Raw genomic sequence first — 25,718 nt, forward strand, 5'->3', positions numbered from 1 at the left:
ATTTTTAAGGAATGGACGAATGAAAGACCATCAAGTGCCGGAAGAACAGTATGCTCTGATTGGTACGCAGCAGGGGATTTGGTTTGGGCAGCAAGTGATGCCAAGACCGGAATCATTTAATGTAGCCCATTACATCGAGATTGACGGAGAGATCGATTTAGAACGTTTCACTCAGGCCGTGAACCTTGGTGTGGCAGCCGCAGACTCGTTGCATTTTGAATATCTAGACGTTGACGGAGATATCAAACAAAGGGGCTTTGCGCCGCAACACGCGCAAGATGTTTTGGAAGTGATGGACTTTTCTCAGTCGGCATTTGTGGCGGCATCTGCGTTAGCGTGGATGAAAGCCGATCTTGAGACGCCAATTGAGCTACAGGGAACTAGCCCAAGATACCGTCACTGTCTGATTGATGTCAGCGAGCCGGGGAAGCCGAAGTGGCTCTGGTATCAGCGCTATCATCACATTGATGTTGACGGATTCAGTTTTAACGCGATCACACAGTATATCGTCAGTGAATACAACCGGCTTATGCTGGGGACGGCAAAGCCAGCACCGTTTACACCGTTCAAAGCGGTGATTGCCGAGCATCAGCAATTTTATCAGTCTGAAGCATGTCAACACGCACGCAGTTTCTGGCAAAACCAAATCAGCCAACTGCCCGATATCATTTCACTCGCGACCGGCGGGCGACGGAGCTCGGCCACCGGCGTCGAAAAATTCACGATTGAACTGGCGGGAGGGGATTGGCTGCACCGGGGTGGTCATCGGGTGCTGCCTTCTGAATTTGCCATGGCGTTAGTCTTTGCCTACTTACATTTAGTGTCAGGTGCGCCAAACGTATGTGTCGGTTTCCCGTTTATGCGTCGTATGGGGAGTTCGGCAGCGAGTTCAACCGGTGCCGTGGTCAATGTGCTGCCTTTGACACTCGTCGTTGAGCCAACGATGACCATCACTGATGTGGCGAGGGCGATGAACAAAGCCATTCGTCAAGCCCGCCGCCATCAAATGTACGATGCGGAACAGATTCAGCGAGATTCCGGCAGAGTCGGGCAGGCGCTGTACGGGCCAATGCTCAATTACAAACCGTTTGAAGAAGAAATCAATCTGGCCGGGACAAAAGGCCACACACACATTCTTTCCGCTGGCCCGATTGACGACATTGAGTTCTCTCCGCAGTTCAGGCATGACCAACTGCACCTCACACTGACTGCTCATGCCGGAAAATACTCGCAACAGTCACTGGCTCTGCATGGTCAGCGTTTTGCGCATATGGTCGGGCAGATTGCCCGTAACCCGGATCGACCATTACGCGCTTTGGATATTGTCCCTACCTGTGAACAGACCGATATTGCTCGCTGGTCCACGGGAAGCGTAGCGACGGATCGTCTGCAAGCGCGCCACGTGTTAGCAGAGTTTGCGCGTCAGGTCGAACGGAAGCCTGATGCTGTGGCATTGCACTTTGCGCAGCAGCGCTGGACATTTGCCCAACTTGATCAGGCCATCGCAACACGGGCGCAGCAGATCAATGCCTTCGGGGCCGGCAAAGGCGATATTATCGGGGTTGCTTTACCACGCAGCGCTGAAACGATGATTACAATGTTGGCGGTTCTTCGGGCTGGCGCGGTCTATCTTCCTATTGATTTGGCATATCCGCAGGAACGCATCGAAACCATCTTAGCGCAGGCCCAGCCGAAAGGCGTGATTGTCGAACAGACGGCATCACTGCCGTGGCAAAGCCTGACACATTGCATCTCTCTGACGGCGCTTGCCAGCCTGAATGTCACCGAATCAGAGCATCCCGAGCTTGAGATTGCCCCTTCGGACGTGGCCTATATTGTCTTTACCTCAGGTTCGACCGGAAAACCCAAAGGTGTGATGAATACCCATGGCGCGCTGCTGAACTTATTGCATTCACACCGACAGTCTGTTTTTGCCAACGCAATTCATCGCCTTGCAGAGCAACAGCAGTGCGATGAAAGTGATGTACAAGTTCGGGCAGCGCATACCACATCGTTCTCATTTGATGCGTCTTGGGAGCAAGTCATCTGGATGCTTTGCGGGCATACCCTTTATCTGTATGACGATGAGCAGCGTAAAGATGCCTGCGAACTGACAGAAAAAGTCGCACAAGACCAGATCAATGCATTGGATCTGCCGCCTTCACTGTTGAGCCAAATGCTCGATAACGGATTAATGGCAGCCAGTCATGTGCCGACACTGGTGTTGACCGGTAGTGAAGCGGTGCCGGAACCACTCTGGTCAAGCGTCAAAGCCTACCCGGACTTGCTGGTTGAAAACTGCTATGGGCCGACAGAATTTACGGTGGATGCGGTTAGTGCATCATTGAACGTCGATGACACTCCGGTGATCGGTCAGCCCATTTTAAATACCAAAGCTTATGTGTTAGATACACAGTTGAATACCGTTGCCGTCGGTGTGGTCGGTGAGTTATATCTGGCCGGTGCCGGACTGGCAAAAGGATATCTCAATCAGCCCGGGATGACGGCAGAACGATTTGTCGCGAACCCGTTCGGCCATGGGCAAATTATGTATCGAACCGGTGATCTGGTGAAATGGCGCGACAATGGTCAGCTGGCATTTATCGGTCGGAGCGACGACCAAGTCAAAGTGCGTGGTTTCCGGATTGAACTGGGGGATGTTGAAAGTGCGATTAATGCGATTGACGGTGTCGAGACCACCGTGGTCATTGCCCAGCGTCATGGCGCGTCACACCGACTGATAGCTTACTGCACCTTGGTGAATCATGCCCGGTCTCAGTTGGATGAGCACAGCTTGTTGACTCAAATAGCTGCCACCGTGCCTGAATATATGGTGCCTGCTGCGCTGGTGATCATGGCGCAATTCCCCCTCAACGTGAATGGCAAAATTGATCGGCAAGCACTGCCTGAACCGACCATTGTGTCTGGTCATACATGGGTCGCGCCGGTCAATCATCAACAACAAGTGCTGTGTGATGCGGTGGCTGAGTTGCTCGGTGTTGATAAGGTCGGCATCACAGATGATTTCTTTGCTTTGGGAGGCGATAGTATCTCTGCCATGGGCTTGGGAACATTACTGAGAAAAGCCGGTTATGAACTGCGCCCCCGGGAGATATTCTCAGCCCGCCAGTTAGGAGGCATGGCTGAGTTGATGCAACCGCTGCGCCGTCAAGTGACGCAGAATCAGGACGGGGATATTTCACCTTTGCCGATGTGGCGTTGGTTTGAAGAACACTTTGCCGCGCAGACCCGCTATGTTCAAGGCGTGTTTGTCGAGATTGAATCCGATGTCACTCTGGCTCATCTTCAGGCCGGATTAAAACAACTGGTTGCCAATCATGCCGCGTGCCGACTGATCAAACAAGAGACGCGTTATGTGATTCAGTCGATGGCGCAGCTCAAGGTGGACACTTGGGTCGAGACGCTTGAGATTACCGATCTTGATCATGCAGATTTAGACGGCGTATTTGCCCACGCGAGTCAAATGCTCTCACCAGACAGTCAGATGCTCCGGCTGGTGCAAATGCGTGACCGTACCGGGCGTTGCGGGTTAATGCTCCTCGCACATCACCTGATCATTGATGGAGTGTCGTGGCGAATTCTATTACCGCAGCTCAACACGCTTGTCCGGGCGCAAGTGAACGGTGTCAAAGCCGGGATGACGCCGGAAGTGACAGGGCTGAACACATGGTCGCAAGCCCTCTATCAACATTTGCCGCAGATGAGTCAACAAGCACCGGATTGGATTGCGCAAGAATCCCGTCTTATTGAACCATGCAAACCACCGACGGAAAAGGGGAACGTTGTTCACCGTCGCGTATTGCTGCCGACGGTACTGACGCAAAGTATGCTCAGCCACTGCCAAGATTCACAGGCGATTGATGTCGATGAGTTGCTCATGGCTGCGGTGACTTCAGCGCTGGGGCAGTGTTATCAAAAAGACGCGATCAAGCTGTATTTGGAGTCTCATGGCCGCGAAGAGTTTGATGCATCACTGAACCTCAGCCAAACACTGGGGTGGTTCACGACCGAATTTCCGCTCGTTATCGATTTGCCCGCAGCGGGCGAAATCCCAGCTTTACTCAGACAAGTGAAACAAGCGAAGCGACGTGTCAAAGACCGGGGTTTGGGTTACATGTCTCTGCGCTATCTGGACAACCCTTATCGCGAGACGCTCACCGCATTATCTCAACAGCATTCCGCCTCGTTGTTGTTCAACTATCTGGGGCGTTTTGAGCAGACTCAGGCCATGTGGACACCCGTCAGTCGCGCAGGTCAGTTTGCTGACACCTTTGCCGTGTCACTGGAGAGCGATTATGCGCTGTTACATCCGTTAGAGCTGAATATTTTTGTCGATGAGAGTGATGACGGGGCTCAATTTGCGCTCAACTGGGCTTGGGATAACGCGCAATTCAGCCATGATGAGATTGATACCGTATGTGACTGGATCACGCAGCAACTTGAAGCCATGCTGTGTTGGATGAAGGCACAACCTGAGCCACAGGTTGCGCTGCGGGTTGCTGCTGAATATACGCAAACCGGGGTCTCGCTTGACGACGTAGCCGCGTTCGCGGATCGCTTTGGCCCGCTACGCGATATTCTGCCAGCTTTGCCATTACAAGAAGGGTTACTGTTCCAATCACAGGTAGGCGATGAGAATAGCAATTACAACTCAACCACCAGACTGACTTTCCAAGGCGAGGTCAATCCGCACCAAGTGCAGCAAGCGTTAAACGCGGTGATCACGCGTCATCCGCAACTCGGGGCTAAATTCGACAGTTCGATTTTAGGCCAGACGGTTCAGTTGATTCCTCAAACCGATGCATCCTGGTCGCTGACATGTATTGATATCCGCAGCGAGAGCGCGCAACAGCAACAGGCATACCTTGCTCACACCGAAAAGCAAACGCTCGTTCGTCAGTTCGATCTCAATCATCCGGACGAATCCTTGCTCGGTGCCACGCTCATCCACCATGGTGACGGGCAAAGCACATTGTTTGTTTCTGCGCATCACTTGGTTGTCGATGGGTGGTCAACACCGATCTTGCTGGGGGATTTTCTCACCGCATATGCACAAGGCCATCCAAGTCTGCCGCCCGTAGCGGCCAGCTATGCCGAGGTGGTCAGTCAGTTGAAACAGCGAGATAAAACACAGGCAGAAATGCAGTGGCAGCAAGTGTTGCAAGACGTTACGCCGACCATCGCATTTGAAGATGTGCCGGTTGACGATCAGGTCAAAGAACATGCACTGATCATTGATGCGGAAACAACCCGGCAACTGACTCAACGGCTGAGTGCTTATGGCCTGACGATGAACTCGCTGATGCAGGGGATTTGGTCATCTATCCTCGGCAGTATGACCGGTCGCGAAGATGTGGTGTTTGGCACGCCAATCTCGGGGCGTTTCGGACATGTGAAAGGCATTGATGAACATATCGGTTTGTTCAGTAATACCATCCCGGTACGGATGAAACTTGATGCGCAGCAGAGCTTGTTGGCGCAATTGCAAGCGCATCAGGCAACACAGATTCAACTGCTGGAACATGATGAACTGGGCTTAGGTGAAATTCAGCAGTTAGCGGGTGGCGACACCTTGTTCGATACCCTGTTGGTGGTGGAAAATTACCCGGACCATGCAACGTGGTACGACCAAGATTATCAGGGTGCAACCCTGACCCAGATTCACAATCGTGGTTATACCCATTATCCATTAACCATACTGGTTCTTCCCGGGGAGCAAATTCACGTGCTATTTGAATACCGGGATACAGTCGGTATTGCGCAACAAGTGATGCAGCGCTTTGAAAAACTACTGCAAGCCGTGATTGATACCCCTGAAATCCCCCTGACGCAACTCGATTTACGTTTGGCGGCAGAAATCACCCTCCAGAAACGTGTCAATCAGACGCAGGTCGAAGTGGGGCATCACACGCTGCGCTCACTAATGGCTGAGCAGGCGGCGCGGACACCGGAACAGATTGCGCTGATCGACAGTGACAACCGTTTGAGTTACCAAGCGATGCGTGAGCACGTGATCGCCATCGCGAATTTGCTTGTCCGGCAGCATGTTGGTGTGGGCGATGTGGTTGCGGTCGCTTTGCCAAGAAGTGTCAGGCTCAGTCTTGCTTTTAACAGTATTATTGAATGTGGCGCGGCCTACCTGCCGCTGGATGTCAGCTACCCCGATGATCGGTTGGCTTATATGGTTCATGATGCGCAGCCGAAACTGATCGTAACCACATCTGAGTATCAAGCCCGTTTTCGTGATCTTGGGCAACTGCTGATTTTAGATACGTTACCCGACCCAACACCATTGAGTGATGTCCCGGACCAACCGGTGCTGGATCCGGCGCAGGCTGCATATATCATCTATACCTCAGGCTCGACGGGAAATCCGAAAGGTGTACTGGTGTCTCACCGGGCGATCGTGAATCGTTTGCAATGGATGCAGTCTGAGTATCAGCTCAATCATCATGATGTGGTATTGCAGAAAACACCATGTAGTTTTGATGTGTCGGTGTGGGAGTTCTTCTGGCCGCTTATTCAGGGCGCGACGTTAGTGATGGCACCCCCTGAGTCACATAAAGATCCGGAGTGGTTGATGGCAGTCATTGAAGACTACCAAGTCACCACCATGCACTTTGTGCCGTCGATGCTGGCGGCCTTTATCGCCTCGGTCGAAGCCAATGCACAAAAAATGGGTACCACGCAGGGCAATACGATCCATGAGAGCAATACAATCTATGAAAGCAATACAACCCAAGTAAGCAAAGTTGCCCCGAGCTTACAGCGCGTCTTTTGCTCGGGTGAGGCACTGTCCAAAGATCTCGCCCATGTCTACGCGAAGTGGATTGATGCGCCTTTACATAATCTGTACGGCCCCACAGAAGCCGCAGTGGACGTGACATATTGTCCGGCATTCGGCGACCCCATCCACGAAAGCCTTGGTCACAGTGTGCCGATTGGTTTACCGGTATGGAATACCCAACTGTATGTGTTGGATAGTTTTCTGCGACAAACACCGGTCGGTGTGCCCGGTGAGTTATATCTCGCCGGTGATCAACTGGCGATTGGTTACTTAAACCGCAGCGCGCTGACCGCAGATCGGTTCATGGCCAACCCGTTTGCTCATGGTGAGCGAATGTATCGGACCGGAGATGTCGTGCGTTGGTTACCGTCGGGCAAAATCGAATATCTGGGCAGAAGTGATGATCAGCTCAAAATTCGGGGGCAGCGCATTGAACTGGGAGAAATCGAAGCGGCGCTGCAATCGTTGCCGGGCGTGAAGCAAGCACTGGTGTGCGCGAAAGCATTCGGTTCAGAAAGGAACATTGCCGGCGCCGATGAGCGCCAACTGGTGGGCTACGTGATTGGGAATGCTGGTCAGCAACCGGATGGTGAAACGCTGAAGGTGGCCTTATCCGCACATCTTCCGGCGCATATGGTACCGATTGCGATCATGGTGCTGGAAGCGTTTCCGCTCAGCGCGAATGGGAAGTTGGATCGCAAAGCGTTGCCGCTGCCGAGTGATATTGTCACGGGAGAGGGGCGTAGAGCGCGCCCCGGTCTGGAAGCTCAACTGGTGGCTATTTTTGCCGACGTCCTCGGGATTGATACCCTGTCGGCAGAAGATGACTTCTTTGCGTTGGGAGGGCACTCTTTGATGGCGATGAAGTTAGCGGCAGACGTCCGGCGCGTGTTGAATGTTCCAGTGTCAGTCGGGCAAATCATGGTTCATCCGACGGTCGAAAAACTGGCGCTGTTACTGCTCGATGATGAGGCTCGCAATGATCCGACGCTGGCCGGTTTTGGTGAAGTCCTCCCGATCCGGGCGGGGAATGGCCCGGCGTTATTCTGTATCAACTCCGCATCAGGGTTTGCTTGGCAATACACCGGATTACTGAAATATCTGCAAGGTAACTATCCGATTGTCGGGCTTCAGTCGCCACGGCCATCGGGTGCGATTGCTGCGGGGAGCGACATGCAAGATGCCTGTGATATCCATATGCGAGCGCTGAAAAAGATTCAGCCCCACGGGCCTTATCATTTATTGGGTTATTCATTTGGCGGCACCGTCGCACAGCGCCTCGCCGTTCAGCTTCAGCAGCAGGGTGAAACCGTGGCGTTCCTCGGGTTACTGGACACTTATCCACCTGAAGGGCAAGACTGGGACGGGCCAATGAATGAAGAAGCACAGGAGGAAATTGAAAGGGAGAAAGACCTGTTTCTGGCCGCTAATGATGTCACAGATGATGAACTTGATCAGCAAAGAGCCGCGATGTTTCAAGATATCTCTGCCAACTATGAAGATGCGGTGCGGCTGCTTTCCGGAGCGCACTCCTCGCCATATGATGGTCGGGTCGATTTATTCGTAGCGCAAAAGACATTGCCACAAGGCTATGACATCGACCACCACTGGCAGCCGTTTCTGACGCAGTTAGAGAAGCACCACTTCAACTGCTCTCACGAGGATATTCTCGCGCCTGAGCATGTCGGTGATATCGGTGAACACCTCAATACGTTGTTGTATCAGATAGAGACACTCCAGTCATAAAGCAAAGAACCGGCATGAGCCGGTTCTTTTTTGTGCTTGATAAAGGGAGGGGACGAGCCGATTTTTGCTCGGATTTTGGCTAGCGTTTCGACAAGGGTTTGGGGATGACCAATGGCGTATGGGTTAGCGGGTCATCAATCACAACGCTGTTTAACCCATAGACGTCGTGGACCAGCGTTTCGGTCATGATGTCTTTGGGTGCCCCTTGCGCGACCACTGTGCCGGATTTCATCACAATCAGATGATCAGCGTAGCGACACGCGTGGTTGAGGTCATGTAATACCGCGACTATCGTGCGACCGTCTTGTCTGTTCAGTGTGCTGAACAGCTCAAGTAACTCAATTTGATGGGCAATATCCAAGTAGGTGGTTGGCTCATCCAAGAGTAGATAAGGCGTTTGCTGGGCTAACACCATTGCAACCCAGACGCGTTGGCGTTGTCCGCCGGACAGCGATTCAACGGTCTGTTGTAGCAATCCTTCAATCTGAGTCGCCTGAATGGCATCATTGACCGCTTTTTCGTCCGCCAGTGTCCAGCGTCGCATGAAAGACTGATGTGGAAAGCGGCCCCGCGCCACAAGATCATGCACCGTGATGCCACTGGGGGCGATTGCCGATTGAGGGAGCAGGCCGAGCGCTTTCGCCAGCGCTTTGCGCGGATATTGCTCGAGGTTTTGACCATCAAAACAAATCTGTCCTTTGCTTGGCGAGAGCAGTTTGCTCAGGCCGCGGAGTAGGGTTGATTTGCCACAACCGTTCGGCCCCAGAATCACGGTGAACTGTTTATCCGGTATTTTGAGTGATAACCCTTCAGTGATCAGCGTCTCTTGATAGGCGAGCGTGATGTTTTCGGCTATCAGGCGATAGTGACTATGGCTATGGTGATTATGGCTATGGTTATCGGTCCGTGTGGTGGGCAGTACATTAGTCACAATATCAGCTTCCGGATTGTTGAATTAAAAGATAGATCAGATAGACACCGCCAATACTGATGGTCACAATGCCGACCGGTAATTGATTCGGTGCGAAGAGGTTGGCTGCGACAAAGTCTGACAAAGTCAGCAACATGGCGCCCATTAAAGCCGACGGAATGATGGCGACGCCGCCTTCCCGGGTCAGCTTTTTCGCCAATTGTGGGGCGACCAGCGCAATGAAAGAAATCGGGCCCGCAGTAGCTGTGACAGCCGCCGTTAAAATGACGCCGAATAACATCGCCAGTTGACGTGTTTTTTCACTGCTGATGCCCAGCATATTCGCACTGTCATCGCCCATTTCGAGGATATTCATCTTTCTCGCTAATATCATCGCTGCCAGTAACGCAACGCAGATGAAGGACATGGATGGCACCACCTGATCCCAGCTCACACCATTGAGCGAGCCGGCACCCCAAAGTGCTGCTGCCATCGATGTTTCTAAGCTGCTGGAAATCATCATCCAAGTATTAAATGCGCTCAGCATCGCGCTGACACCAATGCCAATAATGATCAGACGAAAGCCTTGTATACCTTGCTTAAACGCCAGCAGATACACCATACCGGCACACACAATGCCACCGACAATGGCACCGAAAGCAATCTGCAAATAGCTGCCGCCGAACAGAATGATCACCACGAGCGCGCCCGTATAAGCACCGGTGTTGAAGCCAATCACATCGGGGCTCCCCAGCGGGTTGCGGATGAGAGACTGAAACAACGCCCCGCTGACGCCCAGCGCTGCGCCAAACACTAATCCCGATGTGAGACGGGGCAGGCGCCATTCCAGCACGACCGTGGTCAGGAATTTTTCTCCTTCACCAAACAGGACTTGTGACAGTTCAGCAAAGGTTGTTTTCAATTGTCCGGTGGACAGCGCAAACACCGCGACAACAGATGTGAAACATAGCAGCGCCAAAGACCACTTCAGCGCCCGTTTAGAGAGCAGAATATTGAGCCAGCCGGTTTGGCTGCCGAGCAGAATTGTATTCGATGGTTGCATTAGAGTTTACCAAAAGAGGTGACTTGACGTGCCAGATAAATCAGCACTGGCGCACCGACAAAAGCGGTCACAATCGAGACCCGGATTTCATTGATGGCGATAACCCGGCCGACAATATCCGCACTGATGATCAGCAGGGGGCCGAGTAAAATCGCATACAGTGTGAGCCAGAGTTGGTTCGGGCCCGACAGGCGCCGGGCAATATGAGGAATCATTAAACCAATGAAACCAATGGGGCCGGCAATGGCAGTTGAACTGCCGCACAGCAGGGCAATCGAGAACAAAGCGGCAAGTTGTACTAATTTCACATTGGTGCCTAAACCTTGCGCAATGTCTTCACCGAGCGAAAGGTTATCTAATGCCGGAGAAATCACAAGTGCGACGATGATGCCAAATAACACCGGTAACACCGCCATGGACGCGAGGGACAGATCGCGGATATCCAGTGAACCGGCATCCCAAAAACGCATTTGATCAAATGCCATCGGATTCATCAGAGTGATCGACGAAGACACGCCTGCAAGTAGCGCCCCGATAGCAACCCCGGCTAATGTAATTTTGAGCGGATTGACGCGGGCTTCTTTGTACGTTCCGACAAAATAAACAAAAACACTGGTGACCAACGCCCCGAAAAACGCCAGCCAGAGATGTTCTGGCATCGTTTGGTTGCCGAGTAACACCACCCCGGCCAGCACAAAGAAACTTGCCCCGGCGTTGACTCCCAGAATCCCCGGATCGGCAAGGGGATTACGCGTGATGGATTGAATTAAGCACCCCGCGACAGCCAAAGCCGCACCGACGAGTAAGCCGATCACTGTTCTCGGGAATCGGCTCTCAACAATGATCAAACTTTCAGTCGAGTCAGTATTGGCGAGTAAAACATCCATCACCATACTGGGTGAGATACTTTTGGCACCCACAAAGATGCTCACCGTACAGATCATCAGTAGCGCGAGTAGCAGTGCGATGAGTTTGCCTGACGGGCTGGATAGTCGTGTCGAAAGCATGGCACGTTGTCTCGGGATTTTTACATCGTGACAGGATGTTTCGGGCGGTGAAAATAAGTTGGTCATAGATGCTAATAAAAACAATTATCATTTCCATTATTATAAATTAATGATTAGAATGTTCAAGCTTTAAGCGCTCGTCACGACGAGTAACGCCTTTAAATTCCTCAAATTTTGACGTAGAAGATCATGACAACGCGAAAACTGCTATTAGATTTTAGTCTGCTGAAAGAGAACCCCCATTTTAGAATGGTGTTTATTGCCAGAATGATGTCCGTACTCGCTTTAGGTATGATGACGGTCGCCGTTCCCATCCAGATTCATCAAATGACCGGTTCAACCTTACAGGTTGGCTTGATTATGGCCTTAGACGGCATCGGCATGTTTATTGGTCTGCTGTTTGGTGGGGTGCTGGCCGATAAATATGACCGGCGTCAGTTGATTTTGATTGCCCGCGCGACCTGTGGTATCGGTTTCGGGGCATTAGCGCTCAATAGCCTGTTGGCGAACGCATCATTGAGTGCGCTTTATCTCCTCTCCGTGTGGGATGGCTTTTTTGGCGCAATGGGTATGACCGCGCTGATGGCGTCGCTGCCAGTGATTGTCGGGCGAGAAAATCTACCGGCGGCAGCGGCCCTGAGTATGTTAACGGTACGCATCGGGATGGTGCTTTCGCCGGCGATTGGCGGTCTGATCATTTCATTTGGTGATGTCAGTTGGAACTATTTAGCCGCTGCGGTTGGGACATTAGGGACCCTGATCCCCTTGTTTCGACTGCCGACCATGAAACCGACGCATCAAACACCGGAGAATCCTTTACTCTCTTTGTATGAGGGAGTTCAGTTTCTGTTTTCCAATAAAGTGGTTGGCTGTGTGGTCGTATTCGGAACGTTGGAGACTTTGGCGACAGCGGTGCGGGTGATGTTCCCTGCATTGGCGTTAGAAACGTTTACCGGTGATGCAACGAATGCCGGTTTAATGTATTCAGCGATTCCCCTTGGTGCCATGATCGGTGCGTTAACGTCCGGGTGGGTGAAAACGTCACGCAAGCCCGGTATGGTGATGATTTATGCGACGATGGGTACCTTCTTATCCATTGTTTGCATGGGATTGGCAGGTAACTTCTGGTTGTTCTTAGCGATTCTGGTGGTCTATGGCTATGCAGGCTCCGTTGCTTCTCTGCTGCAATATTCCATCGTTCAGGGGCATACGCCGGATCACTTATTAGGACGTGTCAGCAGCCTGTGGACAGCGCAGGATGTGACGGGAGACTCTGTCGGGGCGCTGGGGCTTGGTGCACTTGGTAAAGTCATGGCACCGGCACTGTCGGTCTTTAGCTTTGGTGTCGGGGCAACCGCTATCGGTATGTTGATGGTGATTGCGTTTCGTGCTTTACGTCAGGCAACTTTGTTTGATCCCGCCTTAGCACCCCAACAAGAAGAAGCGGGCGGTGATTCACCACAAGCCACGACAGGCTAACGATTCCGCGCTCAGTGAATCCCGTTACCAGCATGTTCATTCTCAGTGAAGAAATCACCACGATAACCGCCTCAAATGAGGCGGTTTCTGGTTTCTGTTGGTAGATAAGGTATTGGTCGCGGATATGGGTAAGACGTTTAGCGGCTAAACGTCTTGTCCAGCGTGGCAAGCAAGTTCATCGAACTGTAGTAATCAAGTCTGAAAGAGTCGTTGCCCATCGCGAACACATGGCCTTGGCTGATGGCCGGCAGATGGGCAATGAATTTGTTATGTTTAACCTGCTTGATCAGCGAATTATCTGCGGCAAATAACAGCACCGAACGGCCGGTAATCGCATCGGCAAAGTTTTCTCCGTTGACCGGCACGATATCTTGGCGTTGGCCCATTTGATGGTTGTGCTTCAGTGCGTCAGGGAGCGGGCTCAGGGTAAAACCCAGCGCATTCAGTATTTGTCCCTGCGCTGAGTCATTGGTCCAGAAGTTGCCGCCCCGATTGTCTCCGTAATAGACCAGCGCGGAGACCGGCTGCGGAGGCAGTGAAATTCGCGCTTTCAATGCCGTCAATTCGGTATCAAATTTGGTGATGGCGGACTCGGCTTGTTTTTCTCTGTCGGTGATCGAAGCCAGCAGACGCGCTAACGTTTGCCAGCTCTTGTCATCGTAATTGATGACCAACGTCGGTGCGATGGTTGAGAACTGCCGATAGAGTTTGGCTGCAGAGTCTCCGCCGGTTGCAGACACAATAATCAGATCGGGTTTTTGTTTCGCGACTGCTTCGGCATTGGCGACGCCCTGATACAAGGGTTTGACCCCGCGTGCGTAGGCGACTTGGTTCCACTGATAAAAGAAACCGTTCTGGTCAGCCACGTGTGTGTTTGGGCGTGAGCCTCCCGAGGCAATCAGCGGCGCATCGATGGCGAGCAAGGTGCCGGTGATCGACACGCTGGTGGACACAATTCGTTTCGGTGGTTCGCTCAGCGTCACTTTTCCGTAATGGCTGGTAATGGTTTTCGGCCAGCCTTGGGAAATCGTCAGGTCTGCCTCTGAGGCGGTCTCTGCTGTATGGTCGTTGCATCCTGTAAGCAACATGGAAAATAAGATCCCCAAAAGGAGAGAAAATAAGCGAGGCATAACGAGCTCCGTGTCTGTCGAGCGCTGATCTGATTGGATGAAACCATACAGTGACAACGCGTGAGTCAATAGTTACAGGGGGAATACTTTATTGCGAATGGCTATCATTATCAATTGATTTTATGAAAGCGGCTGTTTATTATTGTGGGAATGATAATTGTTAGCATTTGTGTAATTGTCAGTGCTAATTGATATCGGTTTACTTCTGTTCGTGACTCTATGTTTCGGAATCTGTGTTTCGGAATCTGTGTTTCGCGAACGTGAGTCAGTCAGCAATTTTTTCAACAAGGATAATCGTCATGGCAATTCCCAAGATAGCCGCATACCCCATTCCCACCAGTGATTCATTCCCCGTGAACAAGGTCAATTGGCAGTTAGATGCAAAAAGAGCCGTGCTGCTGATTCACGACATGCAGGATTACTTTATTAATTTCTTCGATAAGAAAGCTGAACCGGTTCCTGCATTGATTCAACATATTCAGTCAATCAAACAGGCGGCAAGTACGGCGGGGATTCCGGTGGTGTATACGGCCCAGCCCGCGAATCAGGATCCGCAAGAGCGTGCGTTACTGACCGATTTTTGGGGAGCCGGATTAACCCAAGATACCGCAATCATCACGGATGTCGCGCCGCAAGACAACGATGTGACTTACACGAAGTGGCGCTATAGTGCATTTAAAAAGACCCCGCTGTTGGAATGGATGAACGACACGGGGCGCGACCAGTTGATCATTGTGGGTGTTTATGCCCATATCGGCGTGCTGTCTACAGCACTGGATGCCTTTATGCTCGATATTCAGCCCTTTGTGGTTGGTGATGCCGTTGCCGATTTTTCATTGGCGGATCATCAATATGCGTTGCAGTTTATTACGGGCAGAGCCGGGAGCGTCAAATCCACTCAGCGTGTGATTGAAGAAATTCAGCATAGTGTGCAATCCTTCACGCCCACGGTTCTCGACATGATTGATCTCGATACCATGCAACAAGACGTCGCGGAGATTTTAGATCTCGATGTCGAAGAGATTGATGTTGATGAAAATCTGATGCTGCTTGGTCTGGATTCGATTCGCGCCATGAGCTTGTTTGAAAAATGGCGCAAGCAAGGGGTTGATGTCACTTTCTCGGAGGTCATCCAAAAAGTGACGTTAAGAGCGTGGTGGCAAACGATGGAAGCGGCTCAAACGCGCGCAGTTGCCTGATTGCGTTTGATATCAAACGATTCATACAAAAAACCGATTTCACATGAAATCGGTTTTTTTGTATAGAGAAAACCCCCAGCTAGGCTGGGGGTTCCGTAAAGCTTACAGCTATAAGTCAGTTATATAACCCCTTTCAATTTGATAAAAACGTCTTGTGGTCTGGCAACTACAAGAGTTAATTAAGAATTGAAAGGGGGTCCCAATGGGGGACGAAAAGAGCTTAGCGCACACGCGCTGGAACTGTAAATACCACATAGTCTTTGCACCGAAATATAGAAGGCAAGTGTTCTACGGAGAAAAACGTAGAGCAATAGGTGAAATATTGAGGAAACTATGTGAATGGAAAAATGTGAACATTCTTGAAGCGGAATGTTGCGCGGATCATATCCACATGCTTTTAGAAATACCGCCCAAAATGAGTGTTTCAGGGTTTATGGGGTATTTGAAAGGTAAAAGTAGCCTAATGCTTTATGAACGATTCGGGGATTTGAAGTTTAAATATAGAAATCGAGAATTTTGGTGCCGAGGTTATTATGTAGATACGGTAGGTAAGAATACGAGCAAGATACAAAATTACATCAAGCACCAACTAGAGCAGGATAAAATGGGAGAGCAATTGTCGATTCCGTATTCAGGTAGCCCGTTTACGGGCCGCAGGGACTAGTCATATGCAAATGTCAGATCACTACGCGCCTGCTAGGGCGCTGCCAGTAGGAGAGCCTTATAGGCGCATATGAAAAACCACCGGCTATGCCGGTGGATACTTTTACATTAGCTGGCCGAGAACTGCTCTCTCAGTCGCTTCTTATTAATTTTACCGACCGGCGTTTTGGGTAAAACATCCATAAATTGGATTTGATCGGGGATTTTATATTCCGCGAGGCCTTTGCCATGCAAGAAACGCTTGAACACAATTGGTTTAATCGTTTTTGCCTGGTCGAGGTGCGTTTGATTGAGAACGATAATGGCGCAACTCCGCTCACCGAGAAACGCATCCTGAACCGCAATTAAGGCCGCATCGTGTACATCCGGGTGTTGCAGCAAAACGTTTTCGACTTCTTCGGCGGCAATTTTCTCGCCACCACGGTTGATCTGATCTTTATCGCGCCCGGTGACAATGATATTGCCATCTTGGGTTAATTTGACTAGATCACCCGTCGAATAAAATCCCTCATGATTGAACGCTCGTCGGTTATGTTCCGCGGCCCGGTAGTAACCGCGAATGGTGTAAGGGCCGCGAGTGAGTAACTGGCCTTCCTGACCGGCAGGTACCGGTTCTCCCTCTTCATTGACGACCAGCACTTCGTCATCGGGCGAAATCGGCCGCCCTTGAGTCGAAACGATAACGTCAATCGGATCATCCAATCGCGTGTAATTGACCAGACCTTCTGCCATGCCGAAGATTTGCTGCAATTGACAGTTCAATGTCTCTGGCAACTGTTGTGCCGCACTTTGGCTAAATTTAGCGCCGCCGACCTGAACCAGTTTTAAGCTGGAGATGTCCTCGCAGGCAGAAGGGGCGTATTGCATCCAGAGTAAGGCCAAAGGCGGAACCAGCGCGGATACGGTTACTTTGTGGCGTTCGATTAAGCCAAATGCCGCTTTCGGTGATGGATCTTGACCTAATATGACGCAACCTCCGGAGAAAAACACCCCCAGTGAGCCGGGGGAGCTCAATGGGAAATTATGGGCTGCCGGCAGAACACACAGGTATTTGGTTTCCGGGCCAAACCGACAGATTTCAATACTCCCGATTATGCTGTACACGTAGTCATTGTGCGTTCTTGGGATTAACTTTGGTGTGCCGGTTGTCCCGCCAGATAGCTGATAAAAAGCCACATCCGTTACCGGGCTGCCTTGTACAGAATCAGTGTGCTGGTTACTGGCGGGTCGGTCACAGGCGGGGTGGTCACTTGCATCCAAGTAGAGGGCGTCGAGCGCTTGAATCTCGGGATGAGCCGCAGTACCTGAGGTGATAGCGAGTTTTACCGAAGGGCAAGTCTCAAGCAGCTGTAAAGCCTGTTTTTGAGCATCAAAACCGGTGATCTGGTCAGAAAAAATATAGGCTTTTGCCTCAGTGTGCTGACAGAAATAGCTTAATTCCATATGACGATGGGCGGGCAGCGCGAGAACTGGTTTAATCCTTTGCATGGTTAAGGCAAAAAAGCAGAAGTAAAACTCAGCTTCATTAGCCATTTGCAGCACCACATTGTCACCTGCGTTGAGACCCAGAGAAACAAAGCCTTGTGCAAGCCGGACGATGTTTTGCCGCATTTGTTGATACGTATATTGTTGATCCTGACACACAAGGGCGATGGCATCCGGTGACTGATCTACGGTTGCCGATAAGCAATCAAATAGTGTCCGGTCTTGCCAGTATCCTTGCTTGCGGTAGTGCTGCTCATATTCCGCTGGCCAAGGGGTAAAGTCTAACGGTGTTAAAGAAGTCACGGTATGTCCCTTATGCTATCAGTCGGTCGTCAAGTTGAATGCCCGCAGCCTTTAAAATGGTGCCCATTTTCGCACCGGTTTCTTCAAGTTCACTTTGCGGAGAAGACTCGTTAACAATGCCCGCACCGGCAAAAATACACATTTCGCGTTGACTGACTTCGGCACAACGAATCGTCACCACCCACTCACCGTTACCACGTGCATCACACCAGCCAATCATGCCACTGAAATACCCGCGCTCAAACGTTTCGATCTGCTTGATGGCTTGATAAGCCGATTGTCTTGGGAAACCACAAACGGCGGGCGTTGGGTGAAGTTCTGCGGCGATTTGCAGCGCGTTCACATCCGGGTCAATCGCCTGACCTTCTAACACCGTCGACAGGTGCAGCATGGTTTCGGTCTCGATGACCGATGGCACCATCGGTGTAAAGAGATTCCGGCAGTAACGGCTCAAGACTTTCTCAACTTCTTCGACCACAAAGCTATGTTCATTTAAGTCTTTTTGGGTATCGAGTAATGAGGTATGAGAGCGTTGGTTATCTGACGCGTTGGTTGATTTGGGACGTGAGCCTGCAAGTGGGTTTGACATCACGTGTCCGCCTTTTTTGGCTAACAGTAACTCAGGGCTGGCCCCCATCAGTTTGGCATTGTCTCCGATATCCGCAGCAAATGTGTAACCGCGCGCGTTGATAGAAAGCAGATTTCTGAGTAGTGCGGTTTGACTAATGTTTTGATCGGTTGCGATGCGCACAGAGCGGGAGAGAACCACTTTAGAAAGCTCTGTGGTATTGAATAAATTCAATAAGGTAGAGACGCCTTGTTTATAGTCATTACCGGTCGGCGGAGAAATAACCGTTGCTTTGTTGGGGCTAAGGGCGTCATTTTTACTCCCTCTGGCACTACTGGAGACATACAGTTTTTGAGGAATAAAAAACTTCGTCGGCGTGTTTTCGTCAAACGGCACCGTGGCAAACAACACCGGATTATCATTGGCTGATGTTTTCGCCTGCTCAAGCATTTGATTGGCGCGTTGGGCAAGCTCGGAAAAGGGGATGGCCTGATTGAATTGTTGTTCAATACCGACACCCAGCATGGAGTTGTTTGGTGATGCAAAGAAAAAAGGCGCTGTTTCTAGTTCTTGGTTCAAGAGCTCTTGAGCCATTTTGGAGAATCCAACAACTTCGCGTTTCATAATTACCTCTTTCAAATTTGGTGACAAATATTTGCCATTTGTTTCATACACAAAACATTGGTAGGATTATAGGTGAGAACGATTATCAATTTCAAATGATAATTTATCTTGTTTATAGATTGATAATCGTCATAATCATGAATCGCAACAGGAGACGTTGAGTTGAAACAAAATAACGAAACGGTATTGCTTACCGGAGCAAGTCAGGGGATTGGATATGCAGTATTGGATCGGCTGTTGGTTGAGGGGTACAAGGTCGTTGCAACCGATCGATGCATCGACGCTCTTGAGACAAAGTTGGATGATTTTAAACAGACGTATGGTGATCAGCTCGATTATTACGCCATCGATCTGCTTGATCCCCGGTTGGCGCAGCAGGTTGCGCAGCTTTGCCGTGAATATCAGTTCGATCATTTTGTCAGTTGTGCCGGAGTATTAAGCATCGGAAATGTCCACGCCATGGCTGCTGAAGACATCAGGCAAATGTTTGACATCAATACCTTCGGTGCTTTGACCATGATTCAACAAGTCGCCGAGGGAATGAAACACCGTCAATCGGGGAGTATCGTGGTGATTGGTTCGAATTCGGCCAATACACCAAGATTGAATATTGGTGCCTATGCTGCATCAAAATCTGCTTTACATATGTTGGTGAAGTGCTGTGCACTGGAGTTGGCGGAGTACGGTATTCGTTGCAACATTGTCAGCCCGGGCTCGACCAGAACAGAGATGCAGACGCAGCTTTGGCGTGATAATTATGGTGAACAACAAGTGATTGAAGGCAATCTCGAACAATATCGTCTGGGCATTCCGTTAAGCAGGATCGCTGAACCGGCTGATATCGCAAAGAGTGTGCTTTTTCTGCTATCTGACGCGGCCCGCCAAATCACCATGCATGACCTGCGGGTCGATGGTGGCGCCACGCTGGATAACTGACCCGGTAACGAACGGAGTCATTGAGGCAAATCGAATCACCACCGCTTTTATCGGTGGTGATTGATGATGCGAGGTCGGATGGTTGCTGCCCAAGTTTAAAAATAAGTATTGTATCGGTCGATGATGTTAAAGCTCGAATCCACAACTGCGATTTCACGCCACTTATCAAAAGTTAAACAAGGGTGGGATGTCCCAAAACTAATCATATCTCCGACTTGTAAATCGATGCTAAAAGTCATGAATGCATGTTGGTCCATAATATCTTTTACAACACATGTCCCTGAATGAATGGTTAGCGGTGCTTTGTCTCCGACATGATAATAAGTCAATGGGATAGGAAGCCCGGCATCAAATGCCACATCACGTTTACCAAATCCAACAATGGCGACTCCCGGCTCCGGTATAGATAAAACGTAGGCCCAAAGCTCCATAGCAGACAGCAGCGTTGTATGACTCGCCTGACACTGTGTATTTCTCAACATAATCTGTGCTTGAGAATCTTCATATATACCCATATCGTGAATCACGTAACATCCGGGGCGAATAATCGGTACAACGTTCGGATGAAGATCCGCTTCTTTGAAAGCCTCACAAACAATGTCGTACCAAGCAGAACCGGCTCCGGTTAATATTGCGTTTTCAGAACGAATTGATGACTGGAAGCCATCAGAGTTGAAGATTTTCAGTACCCAATGAATAAAATTGCGAACTTGAGTGACTTCATCATCACCATGTATGACACCTTCATAAAATTCCACACCGGATAAGCGTAGTGACGTGCTCGTGTTGATTGCTTGAACAACGGCGTTGACTTGCTCTTCCGTCCGACACCCACAACGACCGTGGTGTGCGCCGAGCTCTACGAGGACATTGAGAGTCAGAGATTGTTCAGTAAAAAATTTATCTAACGCGAGTACGTTTTTGACTGAATCAACGACGCAATAAAATTGGATGCTGTTATTATCAAGAATATCAGCGATGATCGACATGTTTGCTTTTCCGACTAATTGGTTCGCCATTAAGATATTCTTACATCCGGCATTGTAAGCAGTTTGAGCCTGAATCGCATTCGCAACCGTCATTCCCCAAGCACCAGCCGATAATTGTGCTTTGAGAATTTGAGGGGTCATTGTCGTTTTTGCATGTGGTGCTAACCGAACGTCATATTTTTCGCTAAAATTTTTCATCCATTGGATGTTGTTTTCTATTCTATCTTTATATAAAAGCAACGCAGGTAAGCTCACATCTTCATGAAGTATGTTCGCTGCTGTGTTAATGGGGTGGCCTTTTTCCAGATATGTCGAGTTCATTTGATTCATCCTTGAGCGAATAATAACCGCTGTTGTTATTTATTCATTATTTCCATTCAGCTTTTGTGTCAGTTTGTTTGCGCAGCTTATCAGTTCAGATTTATAGGAATCGAAATTCTGTAACGCATCTTCTTTTGGAGCAATTAAACATAATGTCGCTACCGGCACACGGTTTTCATCAAATACTGGGGCAGCAAAGCATCGTGTGAACGTGTCAGAGATACTATTGAATGAAAAAAAACCTTCCTCTTTTGCCTGATTACATTCTTTGAGAAATTGTTCTTCAGGCAACCGACTTCGATCCGGAAGAATGAAGTCATCAGGGGTGATGAACGCCAAAATTTCTTCATTACTCAGATGGTTCAATAGTAATCGACCTGACGCGGTCCAAGGAATGGCGACTTTTTCACCGATATCCGCACTAATTCTGAAGGGGCGATCTCCTTCTTTCATCATTGCAACCGTGTATTTGTGGCCGTCAAGCATACATAACTGAGCTGTTTCTCGAGTCATCGTAGATAAGTGTTCTAAATAGGTTTCGGCTTCACTTGCTAGGCTGAAATTTTTTAAATAACTCGTCCCTAAAAAATGCAGTTGTCTACCCAAAAAAACACGGCCATCTTTATGAAAGTTTTCTAATACACCCATATCAAGCATAATTTTTATTAATTCATAAATAGAAGAAGTGGGTGCTTGCAACGCCTTTGCTATTTCAATTGGCCTGACCGCTTTTTCATGATTTCGAAGAAATTCCAAAATTTGAAATGCTCGCTCTATCCCTCTGGCTCTCACAAAGACCTCCAATGATTATATTCATGAGAATGAGGTATCGATTACCCCATTCATGATTTAAGCTATTTTTGCTTATATGCAACACAATCGATTTCCACTTTTGCGTCAACCATTAAACTTGATTGTACGCAGGCTCTGGCTGCCGGGAATTCACCAAAATACTCAGTAAACACACCATTGAATGGCCAAAAATCTCTGGCATCGTCAAGCCATACACCAATTCGGACGATATCTTGGACATCGTAACCAGCCTCTCTCAGAATTTTCAGCATGTTCTGAATCGCTTTATGTGATTGGTCGATAATACCACCATTGATCACTTCACCATTTTCCATGGCGACTTGTCCTGAAACATATAACCAGCCATCTGCTTCGGTAGCGCTTGCGAAAGGGAGTTGTTTGCCTGCGGCACCACGAGTATCGCAGCCGTATCGTTTAATTGTCATCGTTAAATTTCCTTAATAAGATTTAAAAGTGGGAACTTTTCAAGAATTCAGCCAATCGGCTTGATTTGGGGTGATGATAAAGTTCTTTAGGATGTCCCTGTTCCTCTATTTGTCCGTTATTCATAAAAATAACGTTATCTGATACTTCATAAGCAAACTTCATTTCGTGCGTTACAAGTACCATTGTCATGCCATCCTTCGCTAAGTCTTTCATGACATTTAAAACTTCATTGACTAGCTCAGGGTCAAGGGCAGACGTTACTTCATCAAATAACATGAGCTTTGGGCTCATCGCCACCGCTCGGGCAATGGCGACTCGCTGTTGCTGCCCACCGGATAGCTGAATGGGATAGTGGTCTTTTCGGCTTAACATTCCCACTTTATCCAGCCAATGCTCTGCGATGGCGGTCGCTTCACTTTTACTCATTTTTTTAACTTTTAAGAGTCCAAGTGTGACATTGTCTAAGGCTGTCATATGTGGAAATAAGTTGAAATGTTGAAACACCATTCCGGTATGTGAGCGTTGTTTCGCGATTTCAGACTCTGAATGACGTACTCTCTTGCTATTCGTTATGGAGTACCCCATATCTTGACCATCTAGAATAATTTGTCCTTGCTGATAATCTTCTAACAGATTAATCGTGCGTAATAACGTTGTTTTACCTGAACCACTAGAGCCGATGATCGAGACCGTCGTTCCTTTTTTGACTTCAAGGTCAACACCTTTTAAAACTTCTAAATCTCCGTATGATTTATGAACACCTCGAATACTGAGCAGCTTCTTTCTATCCGTCATAATTTATCCCTTAAATAATACGATTCAGCTAATCGTCACTTTCCGTTCGACATAGCGGCCGAGTTGCTCTATTCCGAAATTAATACAGAAGTAAATAAAACCTGCGAATAGATAGAACTCCATGTTCATAAAGTTTCTGGAAATGATTTGCTGTGTGGTCAGCATGAGTTCTAAAACACCAATAATTGACAACAGTGTTGAGGCTTTAACCATCTCAGCCGCGGTGTTAACCCAAGTCGGGAGAATTTGTCTCAATGCCTGAGGCAACAAGACATAGATAAACGTTTTTGAAAATGTTAACCCAATCGCCTTCGCTGCTTCTGTTTGTCCTATCGGAATTGCTGCGAGAGCCCCACGGACAATTTCTCCAATATGCGAACTACAAAAAATTGTTAATGCAATCACTCCTGCCTGAAATGCATCCAAATTTAAGCCAGCTGCAGAAGGGATATAAAACATGGCTAGTATTAAAACAAATACAGGTGTTCCTCGAATGATGTCGATATAAATACGAAACATGAATTTTATCGGTAAATTTCCATATTCAAGAGCAAGGCCAACGATAACACCTAGCATCGTACCGAGGATAATCGCTAATGCAGAGATACTAATCGTTATGATAACGCCGTGGTAGATAGCACTTCTTGCATTCCACAATTCCTGTAAAAAGTAGGTTATATCCATAATTAGCAATTCTCCTTACCAAGGGGGCTTGAAATTATGCTTGCAGGCGTTGAACTGTTTTTTCTGGTTTTAGAAATCATTATTTTCTTTTCTAAAATCCTGAACGCATATCCAAGTAAAAAACAGGCAATAATATAGATGCCACTCGTAACCATCCATGTTTCAATCACCCGAAAACTCTCAACATTTATCTTTCTCGCATAAAATGTTAACTCTGGTATCGAAATAGCGGCTGCAAGAGAAGTATCCTTGAATAAAGAAATAAAATTATTCGTCAGTGATGGCAATATGTTGCGCATCATGATGGGGACTAAGATCATCCGCTTTATCTGAAACGGTGTTAATCCAATAGCCAAACCTGCTTCATATAACCCTTTCGGTATCGATATTAATCCTGAGCGGAAAACCTCTGTAAGATAAGCGCCGGCATAAATAGAAAGCGTTATGATAAATGACTCTATTTTCCCGATACGTATCCCCATCTGCGGTAGCGAAAAATAGGTAAAGAGTATTAATACTAAGATCGGCGTATTACGGATGATCGTAACATAAATAGATGAAACATATTTAAAGTATCTATTTTTTGATAACATCATGAATGCGCATATGATTCCAATCACGCAGCCAATTAAAATAGAAATAAAGGCTAGACCTAGACCTAAGCCTAACCCCGATATTAATATGTCCCAATTTCGCCATACAACACTGAAATTGAAATCATAATCCATGTCTAAGCATCCGATTTATTTATATTCAACAGGGAAGCCCGTTTTCGGCATTGGCAATTTCACGCCAAACCATTTTTCAAATGATTGAGCGTAAGTGTTAAAATCAACACCTGTCATCGCTTCATGGAACACGACGTTCACAAAGTTCAGCCATTCCTGATCACCTTTCTTAACGGCACAGGAGTAACTTTGAGGCATCCAAGCATAACCAGAATCCTTATAACGGCCTGGGTTTTGTACCATATACCAACGGAGAGAAGATTGATCGGTTGCTGCTGCATCTGCTCGACCAGAGTTTAATGCTTGATACATTAATGCAACGCTTTCATATTGATCGACTTCCGCTTTAGGTAACGCGGCATGAACCATTTCTTCTGCATAAACGTTTTGTAAAACCGCGACGACGACACTATCTCCGGCATCTTTTAATGAATCATAGTCGCTATACTTACTTTTATTCATCAATAAAAGTCCGACACCTTCCCGGTAATACGGTATCGTAAAGTCAACCTGTTGAGCCCGGCTTGGGGTAACGGTCATGAACTGGCAGCTCAGATCGACTTTATTGGTCACTAAATTAGGAATACGGGCATCACCGGATTGGTCAACAAATTTAATCTTAGTTTCATCGTCAAATAATCCTTTAGCCACTAACTTTGCCATATCTATATCAAAGCCAACTAAGTTATTTTTTGTATCTTTAAAGTGCCAAGGAGCATTTGTGCTTCCGGTACCTACAACTAAATATCCACGATCTAACACCTCTTGTAGTTTATTTTCCGCATAACTCGTCGCTGAAATAAACAGAGGCAATAGCGCTAATGAACTCAAAAAATATTTACTGAATTTACTCGTCATATTCAATTTCATCACTGATTCCTTGTCGTTGTGCTTTCCATAAATTCCGGTATAGTGGAATTAATATCTTTATACTGGAATATATTTTCAGTATGCGGTGACTATAAATAACTGTCAACAGGTCAAATTTTAATCAGTGTGTAATTATTGATATTATTATCTATAGGTGATCTTTATGCTGGT

The 25,718-nt window shown here is 48.4% G+C and carries 18 protein-coding genes; 5 read left to right on the top strand and 13 right to left on the bottom strand.

Going from position 1 to position 25,718, the window contains the following annotated elements:
• The first annotated feature begins 19 nt into the window (after window positions 1-19).
• Complete coding sequence (locus MKS89_RS06475; protein ID WP_072963273.1) at window positions 20-8,554, top strand: non-ribosomal peptide synthetase; 8,535 nt, start codon at window positions 20-22, stop codon at window positions 8,552-8,554.
• Window positions 8,555-8,633: 79 nt separating this feature from the next.
• On the opposite strand, the gene MKS89_RS06480 is transcribed toward MKS89_RS06475, so the two are convergent.
• The 3 genes from MKS89_RS06480 to MKS89_RS06490 form a co-directional block, all read right to left on the bottom strand.
• Entirely contained in the window at window positions 8,634-9,371 is a 738-nt protein-coding gene (locus tag MKS89_RS06480) for an ABC transporter ATP-binding protein (RefSeq protein WP_205409092.1), read from the bottom strand.
• 118 nt (window positions 9,372-9,489) lie between these two features.
• A complete protein-coding gene (gene fepG, locus MKS89_RS06485; protein WP_072963270.1) occupies window positions 9,490-10,527 on the bottom strand; it encodes an iron-enterobactin ABC transporter permease in 1,038 nt (345 codons plus the stop codon).
• Window positions 10,527-11,600: an iron chelate uptake ABC transporter family permease subunit gene (locus tag MKS89_RS06490; protein WP_077316190.1), complete on the bottom strand. Its 1,074-nt coding sequence runs from the start codon at window positions 11,598-11,600 to the stop codon at window positions 10,527-10,529. The genes fepG and MKS89_RS06490 overlap by 1 nt, the downstream gene beginning before the upstream one ends.
• Before the next feature lie 123 nt (window positions 11,601-11,723).
• On the opposite strand from MKS89_RS06490, the gene entS reads away from it, so the two are divergent.
• Window positions 11,724-13,013, top strand: coding sequence for an enterobactin transporter EntS (gene entS, locus MKS89_RS06495; RefSeq protein ID WP_072963267.1), 1,290 nt, complete (start codon window positions 11,724-11,726; stop codon window positions 13,011-13,013).
• 137 nt (window positions 13,014-13,150) lie between these two features.
• Here entS and fepB read toward each other — a convergent pair whose 3' ends face one another.
• A complete protein-coding gene (gene fepB / locus MKS89_RS06500; protein ID WP_235862450.1) occupies window positions 13,151-14,101 on the bottom strand; it encodes a Fe2+-enterobactin ABC transporter substrate-binding protein in 951 nt (316 codons plus the stop codon).
• Between the two features lie 341 nt (window positions 14,102-14,442).
• Between fepB and MKS89_RS06505 the strand changes: the two genes are divergently transcribed.
• Both MKS89_RS06505 and tnpA read left to right on the top strand, forming a co-directional pair.
• Window positions 14,443-15,342, top strand: a complete 900-nt coding sequence (locus MKS89_RS06505) for an isochorismatase (RefSeq protein ID WP_072963261.1) — start codon at window positions 14,443-14,445, stop codon at window positions 15,340-15,342.
• 202 nt (window positions 15,343-15,544) lie between these two features.
• Window positions 15,545-16,006, top strand: a complete 462-nt coding sequence (gene tnpA / locus MKS89_RS06510) for an IS200/IS605 family transposase (protein ID WP_252518336.1) — start codon at window positions 15,545-15,547, stop codon at window positions 16,004-16,006.
• A 107-nt stretch (window positions 16,007-16,113) separates the two neighbouring features.
• Here the strand turns inward: tnpA and MKS89_RS06515 are convergent, their stop codons facing one another.
• Both MKS89_RS06515 and MKS89_RS06520 read right to left on the bottom strand, forming a co-directional pair.
• Window positions 16,114-17,793 (bottom strand): (2,3-dihydroxybenzoyl)adenylate synthase, encoded by a 1,680-nt coding sequence (locus MKS89_RS06515; protein WP_072957014.1) that lies wholly within the window; start codon window positions 17,791-17,793, stop codon window positions 16,114-16,116.
• A 10-nt stretch (window positions 17,794-17,803) separates the two neighbouring features.
• Window positions 17,804-18,985: an isochorismate synthase gene (locus MKS89_RS06520; protein WP_072957017.1), complete on the bottom strand. Its 1,182-nt coding sequence runs from the start codon at window positions 18,983-18,985 to the stop codon at window positions 17,804-17,806.
• Window positions 18,986-19,147: 162 nt separating this feature from the next.
• On the opposite strand from MKS89_RS06520, the gene MKS89_RS06525 reads away from it, so the two are divergent.
• On the top strand, window positions 19,148-19,921 hold the full coding sequence (locus MKS89_RS06525) for a 2,3-dihydro-2,3-dihydroxybenzoate dehydrogenase (RefSeq protein WP_072957019.1): 774 nt from the start codon (window positions 19,148-19,150) through the stop codon (window positions 19,919-19,921).
• Between the two features lie 95 nt (window positions 19,922-20,016).
• Here MKS89_RS06525 and MKS89_RS06530 read toward each other — a convergent pair whose 3' ends face one another.
• From MKS89_RS06530 to MKS89_RS06560, 7 genes are all read right to left on the bottom strand, one after another.
• Window positions 20,017-21,231 carry an amino acid deaminase gene (locus tag MKS89_RS06530; protein ID WP_072957022.1) on the bottom strand — a complete coding sequence of 405 codons (1,215 nt, stop codon included), beginning with the start codon at window positions 21,229-21,231 and terminating at the stop codon, window positions 20,017-20,019.
• Between the two features lie 39 nt (window positions 21,232-21,270).
• Window positions 21,271-22,023: an IclR family transcriptional regulator gene (locus MKS89_RS06535; protein WP_205409137.1), complete on the bottom strand. Its 753-nt coding sequence runs from the start codon at window positions 22,021-22,023 to the stop codon at window positions 21,271-21,273.
• A 62-nt stretch (window positions 22,024-22,085) separates the two neighbouring features.
• Window positions 22,086-22,469: a RidA family protein gene (locus MKS89_RS06540; protein ID WP_072957026.1), complete on the bottom strand. Its 384-nt coding sequence runs from the start codon at window positions 22,467-22,469 to the stop codon at window positions 22,086-22,088.
• Window positions 22,470-22,491: 22 nt separating this feature from the next.
• Window positions 22,492-23,265: an amino acid ABC transporter ATP-binding protein gene (locus tag MKS89_RS06545; protein ID WP_072957028.1), complete on the bottom strand. Its 774-nt coding sequence runs from the start codon at window positions 23,263-23,265 to the stop codon at window positions 22,492-22,494.
• A gap of 24 nt (window positions 23,266-23,289) precedes the next feature.
• Window positions 23,290-23,949: an amino acid ABC transporter permease gene (locus MKS89_RS06550; RefSeq protein ID WP_072957030.1), complete on the bottom strand. Its 660-nt coding sequence runs from the start codon at window positions 23,947-23,949 to the stop codon at window positions 23,290-23,292.
• Between the two features lie 2 nt (window positions 23,950-23,951).
• Entirely contained in the window at window positions 23,952-24,677 is a 726-nt protein-coding gene (locus MKS89_RS06555; protein WP_072957033.1) for an amino acid ABC transporter permease, read from the bottom strand.
• Between the two features lie 15 nt (window positions 24,678-24,692).
• Complete coding sequence (locus MKS89_RS06560) at window positions 24,693-25,547, bottom strand: transporter substrate-binding protein (protein WP_205409136.1); 855 nt, start codon at window positions 25,545-25,547, stop codon at window positions 24,693-24,695.
• Window positions 25,548-25,718: the final 171 nt, after the last annotated feature.

The sequence above is a fragment of the Vibrio gazogenes genome (assembly GCF_023920225.1).
Classification (GTDB): Bacteria; Pseudomonadota; Gammaproteobacteria; order Enterobacterales; family Vibrionaceae; genus Vibrio; species Vibrio gazogenes.